General features: G+C 73.1%; 15 protein-coding genes. 6 read left to right on the forward strand and 9 right to left on the reverse strand.

Going from position 1 to position 15,855, the window contains the following annotated elements; genetic code table 11:
- Positions 1 to 50 precede the first annotated feature (50 nt).
- Positions 51 to 221, forward strand: a complete 171-nt coding sequence (locus BCL76_RS39100) for a DUF6191 domain-containing protein (protein WP_258309871.1) — start codon at positions 51 to 53, stop codon at positions 219 to 221.
- On the opposite strand, the gene BCL76_RS40380 is transcribed toward BCL76_RS39100, so the two are convergent.
- The 6 genes from BCL76_RS40380 to BCL76_RS24480 form a co-directional block, all read right to left on the reverse strand.
- Positions 184 to 3,246 carry a helix-turn-helix transcriptional regulator gene (locus BCL76_RS40380; RefSeq protein ID WP_109781550.1) on the reverse strand — a complete coding sequence of 1,021 codons (3,063 nt, stop codon included), beginning with the start codon at positions 3,244 to 3,246 and terminating at the stop codon, positions 184 to 186. The two genes, BCL76_RS39100 and BCL76_RS40380, sit on opposite strands and share 38 nt — an antisense overlap.
- A gap of 59 nt (positions 3,247 to 3,305) precedes the next feature.
- The gene (locus BCL76_RS24460; protein ID WP_109781551.1) at positions 3,306 to 3,488 is read right to left on the reverse strand and encodes a hypothetical protein; all 183 of its coding nucleotides are present in this window, start codon (positions 3,486 to 3,488) and stop codon (positions 3,306 to 3,308) included.
- Between the two features lie 166 nt (positions 3,489 to 3,654).
- The gene (locus BCL76_RS24465) at positions 3,655 to 4,251 is read right to left on the reverse strand and encodes a hypothetical protein (RefSeq protein WP_109781552.1); all 597 of its coding nucleotides are present in this window, start codon (positions 4,249 to 4,251) and stop codon (positions 3,655 to 3,657) included.
- A 121-nt stretch (positions 4,252 to 4,372) separates the two neighbouring features.
- Entirely contained in the window at positions 4,373 to 4,927 is a 555-nt protein-coding gene (locus BCL76_RS24470; RefSeq protein ID WP_109781553.1) for a GNAT family N-acetyltransferase, read from the reverse strand.
- Positions 4,928 to 4,966: 39 nt separating this feature from the next.
- Positions 4,967 to 7,216, reverse strand: coding sequence for an MMPL family transporter (locus tag BCL76_RS24475; protein ID WP_109781554.1), 2,250 nt, complete (start codon positions 7,214 to 7,216; stop codon positions 4,967 to 4,969).
- Between the two features lie 180 nt (positions 7,217 to 7,396).
- A complete protein-coding gene (locus tag BCL76_RS24480; RefSeq protein ID WP_181382700.1) occupies positions 7,397 to 7,813 on the reverse strand; it encodes a signal peptidase I in 417 nt (138 codons plus the stop codon).
- A gap of 54 nt (positions 7,814 to 7,867) precedes the next feature.
- Between BCL76_RS24480 and BCL76_RS24485 the strand changes: the two genes are divergently transcribed.
- Positions 7,868 to 8,671, forward strand: a complete 804-nt coding sequence (locus BCL76_RS24485; protein ID WP_109781555.1) for a GNAT family N-acetyltransferase — start codon at positions 7,868 to 7,870, stop codon at positions 8,669 to 8,671.
- A gap of 87 nt (positions 8,672 to 8,758) precedes the next feature.
- On the forward strand, positions 8,759 to 9,259 hold the full coding sequence (locus BCL76_RS24490; RefSeq protein WP_109781665.1) for a DinB family protein: 501 nt from the start codon (positions 8,759 to 8,761) through the stop codon (positions 9,257 to 9,259).
- A 179-nt stretch (positions 9,260 to 9,438) separates the two neighbouring features.
- Here the strand turns inward: BCL76_RS24490 and BCL76_RS24495 are convergent, their stop codons facing one another.
- The gene (locus BCL76_RS24495; protein WP_109781556.1) at positions 9,439 to 10,173 is read right to left on the reverse strand and encodes a siderophore-interacting protein; all 735 of its coding nucleotides are present in this window, start codon (positions 10,171 to 10,173) and stop codon (positions 9,439 to 9,441) included.
- 142 nt (positions 10,174 to 10,315) lie between these two features.
- Here BCL76_RS24495 and BCL76_RS24500 point away from each other — a divergent pair, with 142 nt between their 5' ends.
- The 3 genes from BCL76_RS24500 to BCL76_RS24510 all read left to right on the forward strand — a co-directional run bounded on the left by BCL76_RS24500 (position 10,316) and on the right by BCL76_RS24510 (position 15,113).
- On the forward strand, positions 10,316 to 12,436 hold the full coding sequence (locus BCL76_RS24500) for a penicillin acylase family protein (protein ID WP_181382722.1): 2,121 nt from the start codon (positions 10,316 to 10,318) through the stop codon (positions 12,434 to 12,436).
- Positions 12,433 to 13,044 carry a GNAT family N-acetyltransferase gene (locus BCL76_RS24505; RefSeq protein WP_109781558.1) on the forward strand — a complete coding sequence of 204 codons (612 nt, stop codon included), beginning with the start codon at positions 12,433 to 12,435 and terminating at the stop codon, positions 13,042 to 13,044. Before BCL76_RS24500 ends, BCL76_RS24505 begins: the two co-directional genes overlap by 4 nt.
- 179 nt (positions 13,045 to 13,223) lie before the next feature.
- Positions 13,224 to 15,113, forward strand: a complete 1,890-nt coding sequence (locus BCL76_RS24510) for a protein kinase domain-containing protein (RefSeq protein ID WP_181382701.1) — start codon at positions 13,224 to 13,226, stop codon at positions 15,111 to 15,113.
- Here BCL76_RS24510 and BCL76_RS39920 read toward each other — a convergent pair.
- Together BCL76_RS39920 and BCL76_RS24515 are read right to left on the reverse strand one after the other, a co-directional pair.
- Positions 15,103 to 15,231 (reverse strand): hypothetical protein, encoded by a 129-nt coding sequence (locus BCL76_RS39920; protein ID WP_258309872.1) that lies wholly within the window; start codon positions 15,229 to 15,231, stop codon positions 15,103 to 15,105. The two genes, BCL76_RS24510 and BCL76_RS39920, sit on opposite strands and share 11 nt — an antisense overlap.
- A 39-nt stretch (positions 15,232 to 15,270) precedes the next feature.
- Complete coding sequence (locus tag BCL76_RS24515; RefSeq protein WP_258309873.1) at positions 15,271 to 15,834, reverse strand: hypothetical protein; 564 nt, start codon at positions 15,832 to 15,834, stop codon at positions 15,271 to 15,273.
- Positions 15,835 to 15,855: the final 21 nt, after the last annotated feature.

A 15,855-nucleotide genomic window follows, 5' to 3' on the forward strand; every position in this document is an offset into this window, starting at 1 on the left:
CGGCAAGTCCCCGGCGGGGGACGAAGGGTGTGGTGAGCAGGGTGTTCAACATGATCGAAGAACTGTTCAACCCGGGGCGCAAGCACACCGACGAGGAGAAGAAGCGGCTGGAGCTGTCCCGGACCGACGTCGATGACAACGATCCGGGGCGGGGGCCGATAGACCTCGAATCCGGCAGGGTGCTCATACGCCTGGACGAGCAACCTCCGGACGGGGACTGACCGGGGCGGGCCCGGCGAAGAGACGCAGCCGGTGGGCGAGGGCGGCCGCCTCGCCGCGACCGGCGACACCGAGCTTCGCGAGGATGTTCGAGACGTGCACGCTCGCCGTCTTCGGGGAGATGAAGAGTTCCTCGGCGATCTTCCGGTTGGTGCTGCCGGCCGCCACCAGGCGCAGGACGTCCCGCTCGCGGCTGGTCAGCCCGAGTGCCTCGACCGGGTCGGTCTCGGGCGCCGGCGGGGTGGCGGCGCTGTCGGCGTCGGTCAGCGGGAGGCGGGCGCGCTGGGCCAGCAGGGCCAGGTCCTCGCGCAGCATGCGTGAGCCGATCCGCTCGGCGGTGGCGTAGGCCTCGCGGAGCAGGAGGGCCGCGGGCTCCCGGTCACCGGCGGCGAGCAGGGCCTCGGCCAGCCGGTGACAGGCTCTGGCCAGCAGGTACGGGCGTTCCAGCGGGCGGACGGCCTGCTCGACGGCGGTCCAGTCGGTGAGGGTGTCCCGGGCCTCGGCCCGGAGCAGCTCGGCCCGGAGGTACTCGGCGTGGGCGGCCCAGACAGGGACCGGGGTGGCGAGGGAGCGGGCGGCGGTGCGCAGCACGGCCAGGGCCGCCTCCCGGCCGGCCTCGGCGGCCGGGAGGCCCCGGGCGTCCGCCTCCGCGGTGGCGGCGGCGAGCAGCAGCGGCCAGGCGTAGCGGTGCTGCCCGAGCGGGAATCCGTAGGCGGCGGCAGCGGCGGTCTCGGCGCGGACGTCGGCGATCCGGCCCTCCGCCGCGGCCAGGCCGATCGAGAGGCGGCGGAGCGGGATCCGGTGCTGGGGCTGGGTCTCGTGGGTGCCGTAGTGGGTGTGGGCCGCGGCGAGCTGGTGGGCCGCTTCGGCCAACTCTCCGCGGGCCAGGGCCAGGTAGGCGAGGCGCGCCGAGGCGCAGCCGCGCGGGGCGGCGCTCTGGCCCACCAGCAGGGTTCGCCGGGCCGCCTCGGTGGCCTCGTCCCAGCGTCCGAGGCTGTAGAGGCTCTCGGCCATGTTTCCGCAGACCCAGGCCTCGCTGTCCAGGAGCCGGGACCTGCGGACCAGTTCGGCCCCTTGTTCGGCGAGTTCCACGGCTTCCTGGGACCGTCCCAGGCTTTCCAACTGAGAGGTGAGATTGATATGCGCACGCCCGGCCAGCATCGTGAGTCCGAGCTGCGTGGTCCGTTCCACGACCGCGCGCATCTCCGCGAGGCCGCCCTCGCCGTCGCCGGAGTCGGCGCGCAGGGCGCCGACCGTGATCCGGGCGTTGAGTTCGGTCTCCTCGGCGCCGACCATGCGTGCGTACTCGACCGCGCGTTCGGCCGCGGCGAGGTTGTCGGGGCCCGGGTTGTGAAGCATGCCCCAGCTCGCGGCCCGGACCAGGACCTCGGCGTGCACCTGGGACGGGGGCAGCCCCCGGACGAGGTCCTGGGCCTTGGCTATCTCCTCCCAGCCGTCGCCGCGGCCGAGTCCGGCGATCAGCCGGGAGCGTTCGGTCCAGAACCAGGCGGCCCGCAGCGGGTCGTGGTCGTCCTCCAGCAGGCGCAGCGCCATCTTCGTGATCTTCAGGGCGCGGTCGCGCTCGCCGCCGTAGCGGGCCGCCACGGTGGCCTCGGCCAGCAGGTCGATGCGGCGCAGCGCGGTGGTGGCCGGGTCGCAGCCGCACGGGGGGTACACCTCGGTGTAGTCCGCCGGGCGGAGCGCCTCGCGGACGCTTTCCGGGGCGCTGTCCCACAGGTCCATGGCCCGCTCCAGCAGGCGCAGTTGCTCGGAGTAGGCGTGCCGGCGGCGAGCCGCGACGGAGGCGGCCAGTACGGCGGGCAGCGCCTTGGCGGGATCGTTCGCGTGGTACCAGAAGCTGGCCAGCCGGATGACGCGCTCCTCGGCCCGGACCAGCGACCCGTCGGCCTCCATCGCCTCGGCGTAGCGGCGGTTGACGCGGGCCCGCTCCCCGGGCAGCAGGTCGTCACTGACGGCCTCGCGGACCAGGGAGTGGCGGAAGCGGTAGCCGTCGCCGTCGGCGCTGGCGAGCAGGATGTTGGCTCCGACGGCGGCTCGCAGCGCCTCGATCAGCTCGTCCTCGGTGAGCCCGGCGACGGCGCGCAGCAGCGGGTACTCCACGGTGGAGCCGCCCTCGGCGACGATGCGCACCAGCCGCTGGGTCTCGTCGGGGAGCACCTCGACGCGGACGAGGAGCAGGTCGCGCAGGGATTCGGTGAGTCCGGTGCGGCAGCCGCTCTCCTTGGAGGCGACGAGTTCCTCGACGAAGAAGGCGTTGCCGTCCGACCGGTCGAAGACGGAGTCGACGAAGTCCTCGTCGGGCTGTGCGGCGAGGATGCCGGCGAGCTGGCGGCGCACTTCGGCCCGGTTGAAGCGGGACAGTTCGATGCGCCGGACGGTGCGGAGCCGGTCGAGTTCGGCGAGGAGCGGGCGCAGCGGGTGACGCCGGTGCACGTCGTCCGCGCGGTAGGTGGCGACGACGACGAGCCGACCGCTGCCGAGGGTGCGGAAGAGGTAGGACAGCAGGTGCCGGGTGGAGGTGTCCGCCCAGTGCAGGTCCTCCAGGACGAGGACGACGGTGCGGTCGGCGGCGAGACGCTCCAGCATCCGGGCCGTCAGTTCGAAGAGCCGGGCGGTGCTCTCCTCGTCGTGCGGGCCGCGCGGGGTGTCGCCGAGTTCGGGGAGGATGCGGGCGAGTTCGTCCTCCTGACCGGCGGCAGCGGCGGCCAACTCCTCGGGCAGCAGCCGGTGCAGGGTGCGCAGAGCCGTCGAGAACGGGGCGAAGGGAAGGCCCTCCGCCCCGATCTCCACACAGCCTCCGACGGCGACGACGGCGCCGCGGCGGTCCGCCTCGCAGAGGAACTCCTCGGTGAGGCGGGTCTTGCCGACTCCGGCCTCTCCCCCGATGAGCATCGCCTGCGGTTCCCGCCCGGCGGCGCGGGTCAGTGCGTCGGTGAGTACGGCCAGTTCATCGGCTCGGCCGACGAACACCGGGCTGACAGATCTGGTCTCCACGCCGCCGAGCATCGCACAGAGGTCCTGCTCGGCGGCACTCGCCGCCGGTGCGCTTCTCATCACGTGTCAGTTCACGCGGTGCGCGGCGCGGAGCGGGCGAGGCGGCTGCGGAAGGTTCTCACCCGCCTCACGTGTTCCTGGTCGGGCGAGGAGGCGCGGTGCGCCTTCCCCGCCGACCGGGCCGCACGGTACTCGGCCGCCTCACGGATGAGGTCGGCGCTGCGGACGGCGGTGGCGATCTCGTACTCGAACATCTCTGCTCCCTGGTCGCGTTGCTCGGGCACCTCGTTCGGTGTGATCCAAGATTCGCGCCCCAGGGGGTGCCGGCACATCGGTCGCATGCCGCATCTGCCGGGAGCAGGGGGCCTTAGGCCGGGGCCCGGGAGCCCCGGGTCGGTCCGTGGGGACCTAAGGCACTGCCTAGGCGCCGGCCCCGGCCGCCTTGGGAATGGCCAGGAGGAGGTCGAAGTACATGAGGACGAAGAGCAGTACGCCGAGGGCGCCCAGGCCGATGCCCGCCCAGGACACGGACCGCACCCAGGTGGGCAGGGTGCGCTCGGGGCTGCTGAAGGCGGGGAGGGCCAGCACGAAGGTGGCGACGATCAGGGCGAGGGCGGAGAAGATGCCGTTCACCATGGCGGTGGTGTGCCACGGGTCGACGAACTGGGCGGCGATCTGCGCGTTGGCGTCGGCGGCCTGGGTCAGCTCAAGCCGGGCGGCGATGCTCGCGCGCTCGGACACGATGCCCGCGACCCAGCTCCCGCTGAGGGCGACGACACCGAGACCTGCGGCGACGATCGCGAAGGCGGCGGATCCGACGTGGCTCGGCTCACGGTCCTCGTCCTCGGCGAGCGCCTCGTCGTCCAGGTCCGCGTCGGTGACCTCGTCGGTGGCCTCATCGGTGACCGCCGCGGCGGCTTCGGCCTCGGCCGGCCGGCCGGTCTCGGTCTTGTCGAGGGCGACCGGGGTGGTGTCCGCCTCGGCGGCGTTCGGGGCGGGGGTCTTCGTGGTGTCCATGCGGGGCACCGTAGGCGCCCTGTCTGAGAGTTTTCTGAGAATCCGCCGACTCCGGCCGTGGTGGGCCCCGCGGTCGGCGGGGCCCCTGGCGAGCGGCCCCCGGACAGGGCCCGGACCGGGCTCAGACGGAGCGGGTCGCGGCCCACTCGTGGGAGAGGATCGACCAGACCTCGGTGTCCTGGCGGACTCCGTGGTGGAGGTGGTTCTCCCGCATGACGCCGTCGCGGGTCATGCCGAGGCGCGCGGCCACGGCGAGGCTCTTCTTGTTGCCGGAGGCGGCGTGCCACTCGACGCGGTGCAGACCGCGCTCGCCGAAGGCGTAGTCGATCAGGACCTGGCAGGCCTTGGTGACCAGTCCGCGGCCGGCCGCGTCGGGCTCCAGCCAGCAGCCGATCTCACAGTTGCCGGAGTGCGCCTCGAACGTCCGGAAGAGGACCCCGCCCACCAGGGTTCCGTCGAGTCGGATACCGAAGAACCGGGCGCCGTCCTCACCCGCCGTCACCGCGTACGTGGCGAGCAGGGCCCGGGCGGAGTCGAGGTCGGTGGCCCGGTCCGGGAAGCCGATGTATTCGCCGATGTACGCGCGTCCGCGCTCGATGTGCGCGAAGAACTCCTCGGCGTGCCGGGCCTCCAGCGGGAACAGCTGGGCGTCTTCGGCGAGGTCTATGGAGAACATGCTCGGTCTTCCTTGGGTCTCGGGCGGCGGGTGGCCGGATCACCGGGAGCTGGTGGCGGGCTCGGCGCCGTCCTCGCTCGTGGCGAGGTCAGGGGCGGGCCGCTGCTCGGGAAGTCTGGCATGCGGGTGGCGTTCGGGGGGCTCGATGCTGATCTTGGGCAGCCGCCGGTCGAGCCAGACGGGCAGCCACCAGTTGGCCCCGCCGAGCAGGTGCATCAGGGCCGGGACGAGGAGGGTGCGCAGCACGAAGGCGTCGAGGGCCACGGCCGCGGCGAGCGCGATGCCGAACATCGCGATGATCCGGTCGCCGCTGAGCACGAAGGCCAGGAAGACGGAGATCATGATGACGGCCGCCGAGTTGATGACCCGGCTGGTCTCGGCGAGGCCCACGCGCACGGCCCGTCTGTTGTCGCCGGTCTCCAGCCACTCCTCGTACATCCGGCTGACGAGGAAGACCTGGTAGTCCATCGACAGTCCGAACAGGACGGACACCATGATCACGGGCAGGAAGGGTTCGATCGGGCCGGCGCTGCCCAGGCCCAGCAGCTCGCTGCCCCAGCCCCATTGGAAGACGGCGACCACGACGCCGAAGGAGGAGGCGACAGCGGCGACGTTCATGGCCGCCGCCTTGAGCGGGATGCCGATGGACCGGAAGGCCAGCAGCAGGAGCACGCAGCCGAGGGCGATGACCACGCCGACGAAGAGCGGCAGCTTGCCGATGATGACCTCGGCGAAGTCGTCGTAGGCGGCCGTCACACCGCCGACGTGCACCTGCATGGAGTTGCCGGCGCCGGCGGCCGGTATGACGTCCTCGCGGAGCCTGTCGACGAGGTCGCTCGTGGCCCGGGACTGCGGGGCGGAGTCCGGGACGACGGTGAGGACGGCGGTGTCGCCGCTGCGGTTGAGCACGGCGGGGCCGGTGTCGGCGACGCCCTCGGTGGTGCGGAGCGCCTGTGTGAGCCGGTCCACGGCGAGCCGGTCGCCGGCGCCGTCCAGTCGGGCGACGACGGTGAGGGGGCCGTTGGTACCGGGGCCGAAGCCTTCCGCCAGCAGGTCGTAGGCCTGCCGGGTGGTGGAGGTGGCCGGGTTGTTGCCCTGGTCGGAGGTGCCCAGGTGGAGGGAGAGCGTGGGCAGGGCCAGCACCAGCATGACCGCGGTGGCGACGGCGCCCAGCAGCTTGGGGTGACGCTCGACGAAGGCGGACCAGCGGGCGGCGAAGCCGGAGGTCTGCTCGGGACGCGGGCCCTCGGCGGCGAGCCTGCGGCGCTCGCGGCGCGAGAGGGCCCGCATGCCGATGTAGGAGAGGAGGGCGGGCAGCAGGGTGATCGAGGCGGCGACCGTCAGGACCACCGTGACGGAGGCCGCGATGGCGACGCCGTTCAGGAAGTTCAGCCGCAGCACCAGCATGCCGAGCAGGGCGATGCAGACGGTGGCGCCGGCGAAGACGACGGCCCGGCCGGTGGTGGCGACGGCGTTCGCGGCCGCCTCCTCGACGGTGCTGCCCCGCGCCAGGCCCTTGCGGTGCCGGGTGACGATGAACAGCGCGTAGTCGATGCCCACGCCGAGGCCGATCAGGGTGCCGAGCATCGGGGCGAAGTCGGCGACCGGCATCGCGTGGCCGAGCAGGGTGATGCCGAAATAGGCGGTGCCCACGCTGACCAGGGCGGTCGCGATGGGCAGCAGGCTCGCGGCGAGCGAGCCGAAGGCGAGGAAGAGGACCAGGGCCGCGACGGCGACGCCGATGACCTCGGCGAGGTGGGCGGTGGGGGCCTCGGTGAGCTGGATGGCGCGGCCGCCCAGTTCGACCTGGAGCCCGCCGGCCTCGGTGGTGGGGTTCTTCGCCGCCTCGACCACGGCCCTGGCCTGGCCCTTGGGGACGGAGTCGGCCGGCCGGTCGAAGGTCACCACCGCGTAGGCGGTGCGCCCGTCGGGGCTGATCCGCGCGATGTTCTCGGGGGCGGGACCGTAGGGTCCGGCGACCGATCCGACGCCGGGGAGCGCGGCGACGGCCTCCAGGGCCGCCGTCATGCGCCGCTCGATGTCCGGCGTGCGCACGCTCTGCCGGTCCGGGGCCCGCCACACGACGCTGTCGGTGTCGCCGCCCTGGCCGTGGAAGCCTTCGCGCAGGAGGGCGTTCGCCTTGCCGGACTCGGTGCCGGGGACCTCGTAGTCGTTGGAGAACGCCGACCCGGCGGACACCGCGGCGGCCGCGGTCCCGCCGAGTGCGAGCAGCCAGATGAGCACGGCGAGGAGGCGGTGGCGCATGCACCAGCGTGCGATTACAGCCAACGGACGTGCTCCCTGGTGGTTCGGATCTTTACCGGGAGGCAGCCCGTCGCAAAGAACGCATGAACGCGTGAAGGCCCGGCCGAGGGCCCGAGGGGTCACCACGGGGAGGCTCGGTGCAGAGGGTCTACACCTTCGACGATCTCAGCGTTTCGAGATCGTCGGCCCGTTTCGTGTGCATTGTCACAGCGCGGCGTGGCCCGAGGCCCCGGCCTCCAGCTGCGCTTCGGGCTCGTCCACCCGGTAGCCCGGGATCGAGGGCCACCGGACGGTGAGGACGACGGCGTCCTCCTCGGCGTACCAGGAGTGGTCGACCCCGCGCCCCCAGAGCACGTAGTCCCCCTGTTCGGCGAGGACGACGGTGCGCTCGGGGAACTCCAGCCGGAAGCGTCCGCTGATCAGCACCAGCAGTGCGGTGCGCTTCTCCGCGGTCGCCCACCGCTCCCGCTCGTCGCCCTTGGGGTGGACACCCCATTTGATCTCCACGTCCTCGCTGTGGCGGGGGTCGGAGGGGTCCTTGAAGTGGCCGAGGAGCCAGCCGCGGTCGGCTGCCGCGTCGGGGGTGGCCTTACCGGTGTAGATGGTGGAGTCGTGGTTCACGGGGGTGAGGCTAATGCAGTTGTGGCACGCGCCCGACGGTGGTGAGCTGCGGCCATGACGATCGATCTTGATGAACTGATGAAGGTGCGTGCCCGCTTCGACGCCGAGGTGCGCGAAGGCGCGCAGGCGGACGCCCGGGCGAGCGTGGAACGGGCGGGCGCCGTCGTACGGCACGTCGCGCCCGCGCTCGGGTGGAACGGAGTGCTCTGGTCGGACCTCGACGAGGGGACGGCGGACGCGGAGATCGCGGCGCAGGTGGCGTTCTACGCGGAGCGTGGCTGTCCGGAGTTCGAGTGGAAGCTGTACGCCCACGACCGGCCCGCGGACCTCGGGGACCGGCTGCGGGCGGCGGGCTTCGTGCCGGAGCCGCCCGAGACCCTGATGGTGGGCCTGGTGTCCGAGCTCGCGAAGCTGCCGGTGGAGCCGCCCGAGGGGATCACCGTGCGGGTGGTGACGGACGAGGAGGGCGTCGAGGAGATGATGCGGGTCCACGCCGGGGCCTTCGGGAGGGAGCGGCCGGATCTCCGGGAGCAGCTGCTCGGCCGGCTCCGGGACGAACCGGAGACGATCGCCGCCGTGCTCGCGATGGCGGGCGACACCCCGGTCAGCGCGGCCCGGATGGAGATGCGTCCGGGCCTGGCCTTCGCGGGCCTCTGGGGCGGTGGCACGCTCCCCGAGTGGCGCGGTCGGGGCATCTACCGCCTGCTGGTCGCCCACCGTGCCCGCCTCGCGGCGGAACTCGGCATCGCCTACCTGCAGGTGGACGCGTCGGACGACAGCCGCCCGATCCTGGAGCGACTGGGCTTCGGGGTCCTGGGCGTGACGGTGCCGTACGTGTGGACCGCCGCCGCCTCCTAGAGCGGAGCCTGTCCCGCCCGATGCCGGTCCGGCCCTATGCCGGTCCGGCCCTATGCCGGTCCGGCGACAACCGGCAAGATCACTCCCATGGAACGCATCAGCCCGCCCCTGACCGGGGACGAACGCGAGACCCTCCGGACCTTCCTCGACTACCACCGGGCCACCCTCGCCTGGAAGTGCGAGGACCTCACCGACGAGCAGCTGCGTCGCGCCTCGATGCCCCCGTCCACGCTGTCCCTGCTGGGGCTGGTCCGGCACATGGCCGAGGTCGAGCGGCACTGGTTCCGCCGGGTCCTGGACGGCCAGGACCTCCCGCACCTGTGGTCGGACACGCACGACTTCCAGGCCGCCTACGACGCCTCCGGCTCCAGCCGCGCGCAGGCGTTCTCCGCCTGGCAGGAGGAGGTCGAGCACGCCCGCCGGATCGAGGCGGCCGCCGAGTCCCTGGACGTGACGGCGTACGTGCCGAGCTGGGAGGAGGAGGCCTCACTGCGCCTGGTGATGCTCCACCTCATCCACGAGTACGCCCGCCACAACGGCCACGCCGACTTCCTCCGCGAGGGGATCGACGGCACGACCGGCGCCTAGGCCGTCTCTTTCGGATCGTGTCGGCCGAGCCCGCGGCGTCCGGTGCCGTGCCCGGCAGGGCGGAGGGGCGCCCGTGTACCGGACGTACTCGGGCCCCCCGACAACGCCGCGAGGTGCCGCGCCGGCGGGCCGGACCCGACAGGATCCGAAAGAGACGGCCTGGCCGGTCCGTGGCCGGCTCAGGCCTCGGGGCGCCAGTAGCCCAGGGCGTTCACCCGGTGCTTGGGCAGGGCGAGTTCCTTGCGCAGGTACGCCGTCAGGGCGCGCGTCGTCACGGTGTCGCACGCCAGCCAGACGAACGCCGCCTCCGGGTCCCCGGCCAGGGCGGGCAGCTCGGCGCGCACCCGGTCGGCCAGGGCCGTACCGTCGCGCCGGACCCGGCGGATGTCGTGCCGGCCCTGCTCCACCCGCATCGGCAGCTGCTCGTCCGCGTCGTGCTGCGTCTCGAACCAGATGGTCGCCGGGGTCTGCGGGTACGTGTCCAGCAGCGAGTTGATCGCCGGCAGGGACGCCGCGTCGCCGACGACGAGCAGCCGCTCCGGTGCCGGCGTCGGGGCCGTGAATCCGGTGCCCTGGACGGTGGCCTCGACCGTGTCGCCCGGCTTGGCCCCGCGCGCCCACGCGCTGGCGACCCCGTCGTGCAGGGCGAACTCGAAGCTGAAGGTGCCCGTTTGCGGGTCCGGGTCCACGAGCGTGTAGGCCCGCTGGTGCGGCTTGCCCGCGCCCTGGAACCAGACGCGTACCCACATCGTCGCGTGCAGCGACGCGCCCGCGGCCGCGAGCAGCCCGCCGTCCGTGAAGCTCACGCGGCGGTAGTTCTCCGTCAGGTCTTCCGCTCCCGTGACCGTGAACGTGAAGTCCTTGCCCCGCATGAGCTTGAGGACCACGCCCTCCCAGCCCTTGCCGACCGCCATGTCCGACCCCTCCCCTAGCGCCCCTATAGTTAGGTCAGCCTAACCTAAACGCACGTCGGGGAAGAGTGTGAGCAGCGTGAGCAGTGCCAGCAGCGAGAACGGCGACGCCCGGTCGCACGGAGCGGACCGGGACGAGCCTTCGGTGGAGACCCCGGAATCCTACGGGGTGTACCGCGACGAGTGGGGCATCCCCCACCTCCGCGCATCCGACGAACTCCGGCTCGTCCACGCCCAGGGCCGGGTCACCGCCTACGACCGCGCCTGGCAGTTGGAGGTCGAACGGCACCGCGCCGAGGGCTCCAGCGCCTCCTTCCTCGGCGCGGACGCCGTCACCTGGGACCGCTTCGCCCGCCAGTCCCGGCTGGCCGACACGGCCCGTCGCTGCTACGCGGCCATGGAGGCCGACGACCCCGGCACCGCCGCCTGGGTGCGCGCGTACGTGGACGGCGTCAACGAGGGGCTCGCCGCCGGCGCCGCCCGTGACGAGCGCTTCGCCCGCACGGGTCCGACCCCCACCCCCTGGGAGCCGTGGGTACCACTGGCGATCTGGATCGCCACGCACATCCTGTTCGCCGGCTTCGCCACCAAGCTCTGGCGCGAACGCGTGGCCCGTGCCCTCGGCGACGAGGCGGTCACCCTCTTCGCCACCGACGGCCCCGGCACGGCCGGCAGCAACGGCTGGCTGGTGCCGGGCGACCGCACCACCTCCGGCTCGGCGATCATCGCGGGCGACCCGCACCGGTTCATCGAGGACCCGGGCGTCTACCAGCAGATACGTCTCTCCTGCCCGGACTACGACGTCCTGGGCCTCGCCGTCCCCGGCGTCCCCGGCCTCGGCCACTTCGGGCACACCGGCACGGCCGCCTGGGCGATCACCAACGCGATGTCCGACTACCAGGACCTGTACGTCGAGCAGTTGCGCCGTGCGGACGACGGCACCGTCCACGCCCTCGGCCCGGACGACGTCTGGGAGCCCGTCTCCCGCCATACCGAGACCATCACCGTGTCCGACGGCGACGACGTCGAGGTGGAGATCCTGGAGACCCCGCGCGGACCCGTGATCGTCCACGCGGACGGCGACCTCGGCGCCGACGCGCACGCCGACACCGAGGGCCACGCCGACGGCAGCCCCCAGACCCTCTCCCTGCGCTACCCGCCGCGCGTCCGCCTGGACCTCGGCTTCGCCGCCCTCCCCGCGCTGCTGCGCGCCCGCACCGTCGCCGACATCGACCGGGCCTTCGACGGCTGGGCCGAGCCGGTCAACGTCGTCCACGCCGCCGACTCCGCGGGCGGCCTGCTGCACCGCGTCGCGGGCGCCGTGCCGGTGCGCCGCCGCGCCAACCGGCTGCGCCCCGTGCCCGCCTGGGACCCGCGGCACGCCTGGCAGGGCTGGGCCCCGACCCCCGCCGAGCCGGTGCAGGGCTTCGCGGTGATGGCGAACGCGCGCGGTATCGCCTCCCCGCTCGGCGTGGAGTTCGCGCCCCCGCACCGCGCCGACCGCATCCGCGAGCTGCTCAGCGGCTCCGCGGACTGGTCCCCGAAGGCGATGGCCGACGTACACCGGGACACGTACCTGGCCTCGGCCGCGCCCCTGCTCGCGCTGCTGCCCGGCTTCGAGGACCTGACCCCGGCGGCGCGGGCCCTGCGGACCCGACTGCTGGCCTGGGACCGGCACATGGCGGCCGACAGCGCCGACGCCACCGTCTTCTCGGCCTTCCGTAGCGCGACCGTACGCCGCTTCGCCGCCGACCCCGTCTTCGAGGGCCTGTGGGGGGCGCCTCCCGGCCCGGCCGTCTTCCACCCCTGGCTGTACCTGGTCCCGAAGATCGGCTACGCCCTCGAAGGCCTGCTCACCACCTCCCTCGTCCCCGGCCTCGACCGGGCGGCGCACGTCCGGGCCGCCCTGGAGGAGACGGCCGCGGCCGACACCCCCGACACCCCCTGGTCGCAGGTCCACCGCCTCACGCCCTGGCAGGCGGTGCCCGACCTGGAGGCCACCGAGTGGCCCGGCCTCGGCGGTGACCACGACTGCGTGAACGCCACCTCCACCGTCCCCGGTTTCACCGACCTCACCGCCCGCGCGTCGGCGGCCCGTTACGTCTGGGACCTCGCCCGCCGCGAGGACAGCCTGTGGGCGGTACCGCTGGGCGCGGACGGCGTCACCGGTGCGCCCCACCACCGCGACCAGTTGTCCCTGTGGGCACAGTGCGAACTCGTCCCCGTCGTCACCGACTGGACCCGGCTCGACAAGGAATCGATATGACCTCCGCCCTCTCCGTGCGGCAGCCCGTACACACCCAGGTGGTCGAGGGCTTCGGCACCGTCACCATCACCCCCGTCGACCCCGCGGCCGATTCCGCGCTGATCCACCGCTGGGTCACGCAGGAGCGGGCCCGTTTCTGGGGCATGGGCGAGGCCGGCCGCGAACAGGTCCAGGAGATCTACGAGGACGTCGACCGCCGCACCACCCACCACGCCTTCATGGTGAGCCGCGACGGCGAGCAGGTCGCCCTGTTCCAGACGTACGACTGCGCCGAGGACCGGGTCGGCGAGTGCTACGAGGTCCGGCCCGGGGACGTCGGCGTGCACCTGCTGATCGGCCCGGCCACGGGCCCGGTCGAGCACGGCTTCACCGGCTCCCTGATGACCGTCTTCATCGACTTCGTGTTCTCCGACGAGGCCGCGCGGCGCGTGGTCGTCGAACCGGACGCCCGCAACACCAAGGCCGTCTCCCTGATGGAGCGCACCGGCTTCGTGCTCGGACCGGAGGTCGTGCTCCCGGAGATCGACCTGCCCGAGGTATACCTCCCGGCCAAGCCGGCCCGGCTGGCCTTCTTCACCGCCCCGGAGGGCGCGCGGACGACCGACTGACCGCAGCCGCCCTGTCGACCGGGCGCTCGGCGAACGGAGGCCTCCCATGGGGCGGCTGCCGGAGCCGGGCGCCCGCCGATGAAAGGGTGAACCCCGAGGGGATTTCCGATTCCCGTTGACCGCGCGCCCCTCCCCGCTGGAAGCTGATGGCCTCTCAAAGCACCTTGAGGTGGGGGACATTGACCAGTCAGAACCTGCACATCGGTCCGGACGCGGCAGCCGACCGGTACCGCCTGCTCCGCTCGATCGGGCGCGGCGGAGAGGCCGTGCTCTATCTCGCCGAGATCGAACTCGCCGGCGGATCCGAACCCGTGGTCGTCAAAGTGCTCGACTCCAAGACGACCATCACCCCGGACATCTTCGACCGGATCAGTCAGAAGTGGAACGAGCAGGCCGAGCTGCTGCGGTTCGTCCACCGGCCCGGTGTCGTGGGCGTGCGCGAGCATTTCGAGGGGCCTCCGATCCACCGGCCCGGGGAGTCCTCGACCCTGACGGGGCGGGCGCTCGTCCTCGTCATGAACCACGTCGACGGGCTGGATCTGAGGGACTGGCGGACCGAGCGGACACTGGCCACCGCCGCCGAGCGGCGGGAGGTGATGCGCACGCTGGAGCAGTTGGCCGACGTCCTGGACTGGCTGCATTCGGGGAAGGCCACCCCGTCCGGGCGCCAGGTCGTCCACGGCGACCTCTCCCCCGGCAATGTGATGGTCGACGCGCACGGGCAGGCCACCCTGGTGGACTTCGGCCTCAGCAAGCTGACCGCCGACCACCAGACGGCCGAGGTCTGGTTCACCCCGGGCTATGCGGCGCCTGAGGTCTTCGACGGCAAGCGGACTCCGGGTACGGACCGGTACGCCTTCGGCGCGATCGCGTACTTCCTGCTGAGCGGGGAGTCCCCGCCGGCCACGCCGGAGCAGCTGGCGCAGGCGCTGACCGCGCTGCCGCAGATCGCGGTGCTGGACGCCGAGCAGCGGGCGCGGATCACCGCGATCTACTCGGCGGACCCGGGGAAGCGGCCGGTGAACCTGGCCGGCTGGATGAAGGACATCCGCCACGCGGTGGTGTCCACGACCACCGCCACCTCGCAGCGCGCCGCCCAGGAGACCCCGCCGAGGCCGGCCACGCCGCCACCGCCGGTGGTTCCGCCGCAGCCCGTCACCCCGCCGCCCACGTACGCCCCGGCGGCGCAGCCCGTGCAGCAACCCGCACAGCCGGCGCAACCCGCACAGCCGGCGCAGCAGCCCGCACCGCCCACGCAGCAGCCGGCGCAACCCCTGCCGTCGGAACCGGCCACCGTCCCGCAGCCCGCCCCGCGGCCGGAGCCGCTGCCGGAGCCCTCGTCGGTGCCCGCCGGGTACGGGCCGACGTACAACCTCAGCCCGGCTCCCGCCCCGGAGCCCGTACTCCCGAGGAAGAAGCGGCGGACCGGGCTGATCCTCGGCTCGGTGGCCGGGGTGCTGGTGCTGGCCTCCCTCGCCGTGGTCGGCGTACAGCTCCTGGGCGACAAGGACAAGGAGAACACCGCGGCGGGCGACAAGCCCGGCGGGAGCAGCGCGCCGCGGGCGTCGGCGTCGGAGCGGGCGACCGGGTCCGCCGACCCGTCGCCCTCCGAGTCCTCGCCCAAGGGATCCGCGTCCCCGGATTCCTCCGCGAGCCCCGGGGATCCGGGCTCGGTGAAGGACAGCAACGTGGCCGATCTGACCGTGCTGTCGTCGGTCGGCGAGGTCCAGCACTTCGAAGTGGGCTCCGCCAAGCTGAACACGAAGGAGTACGGCGCCGCCCTTCTCGGCAGTTGCTACTACGGTGCGACGGTCGAGTACGACGTGAACCGCGCCTGGTCCACGCTGGAGTTCACCGTGGGCGTCGACGACGGTTCGACCATGGAGCAGGCCCGCGTGACCGTCTCCGTGGACGACAAGCCGGCGCTCTTCTCCGAGGCGGTCCATCTGGGCAAGCCGGTCACCAAGTCACTGGACATCAAGGGGGCCCTGCGCCTGCGTCTGAAGGTGGAGGAGGGTTGCCGGGACACCGGCAACGCCGTCATCGCCGCCCCCGTCCTCAAGCGCTGACGCCGGCGGGCTCCGAGAGGAACCCGCCGACCGGCGCGGCCCGTTCCGGCGGGCGCTCGGTGAACGGAAGCTGTCCGGTGGCCAGTTCCGCGACCCGCGCGCCCGGCACGGCGTCCACCGACCTCCACCGGCGGCGCCGGCGGCAGGGCGCCCCGCGTCAGCCCACGCCGAGGTCTGCGCGCATGGCCGCCCGCATCTCCCGGAGCGGGTCCCAGATCCCGTGCTGCGCCTGCGCCGCCGACTCCATCGACTCCCCCGGGTCCGGCGCGCCCCGCTCCAGGCGCTTCACCTGCCCGTAGACCGCGGTCAGGGCGTGGTGGACCGACCCCGCGGACGCCAGGACCTCTGCGGGGGCGACCATCTGCGCCTCGGAGTAGCGGTCGCGGAAGGCGTCCTTGGCCGTGTCGAGCGCGGCCCGGTCGGCGTCCTCGACCCCACGTTCCCGCAGGACGTGCAGATGCCGGTTGAGCGCGGTGGTGAACTGCCGGGCGTCCCGGTTGAGGTCCGTGTAACAGGTGCGCCGCAGCGCCTGGTTCTCGCGCTTCGCCTCGTGGGCACGCACGAGTTCGATCTCACGGCGCTTCGCGCGCTCCGCGCCGCGTTGGGTGAGCAGCGCGCCGCCCAGCGTGCCCGCGACACCCGCCACCGCGATGACCATCGCACCGATCTCCACCGGCGTACCCCCGAGTCCGTCGACCGCGCGCCGGGCGCGCGCGATCACCCCGTACACAGTCTCGACGAC

The organism is Streptomyces sp. CG 926 (assembly GCF_003148825.1).
Lineage (GTDB): Bacteria > Actinomycetota > Actinomycetes > Streptomycetales > Streptomycetaceae > Streptomyces.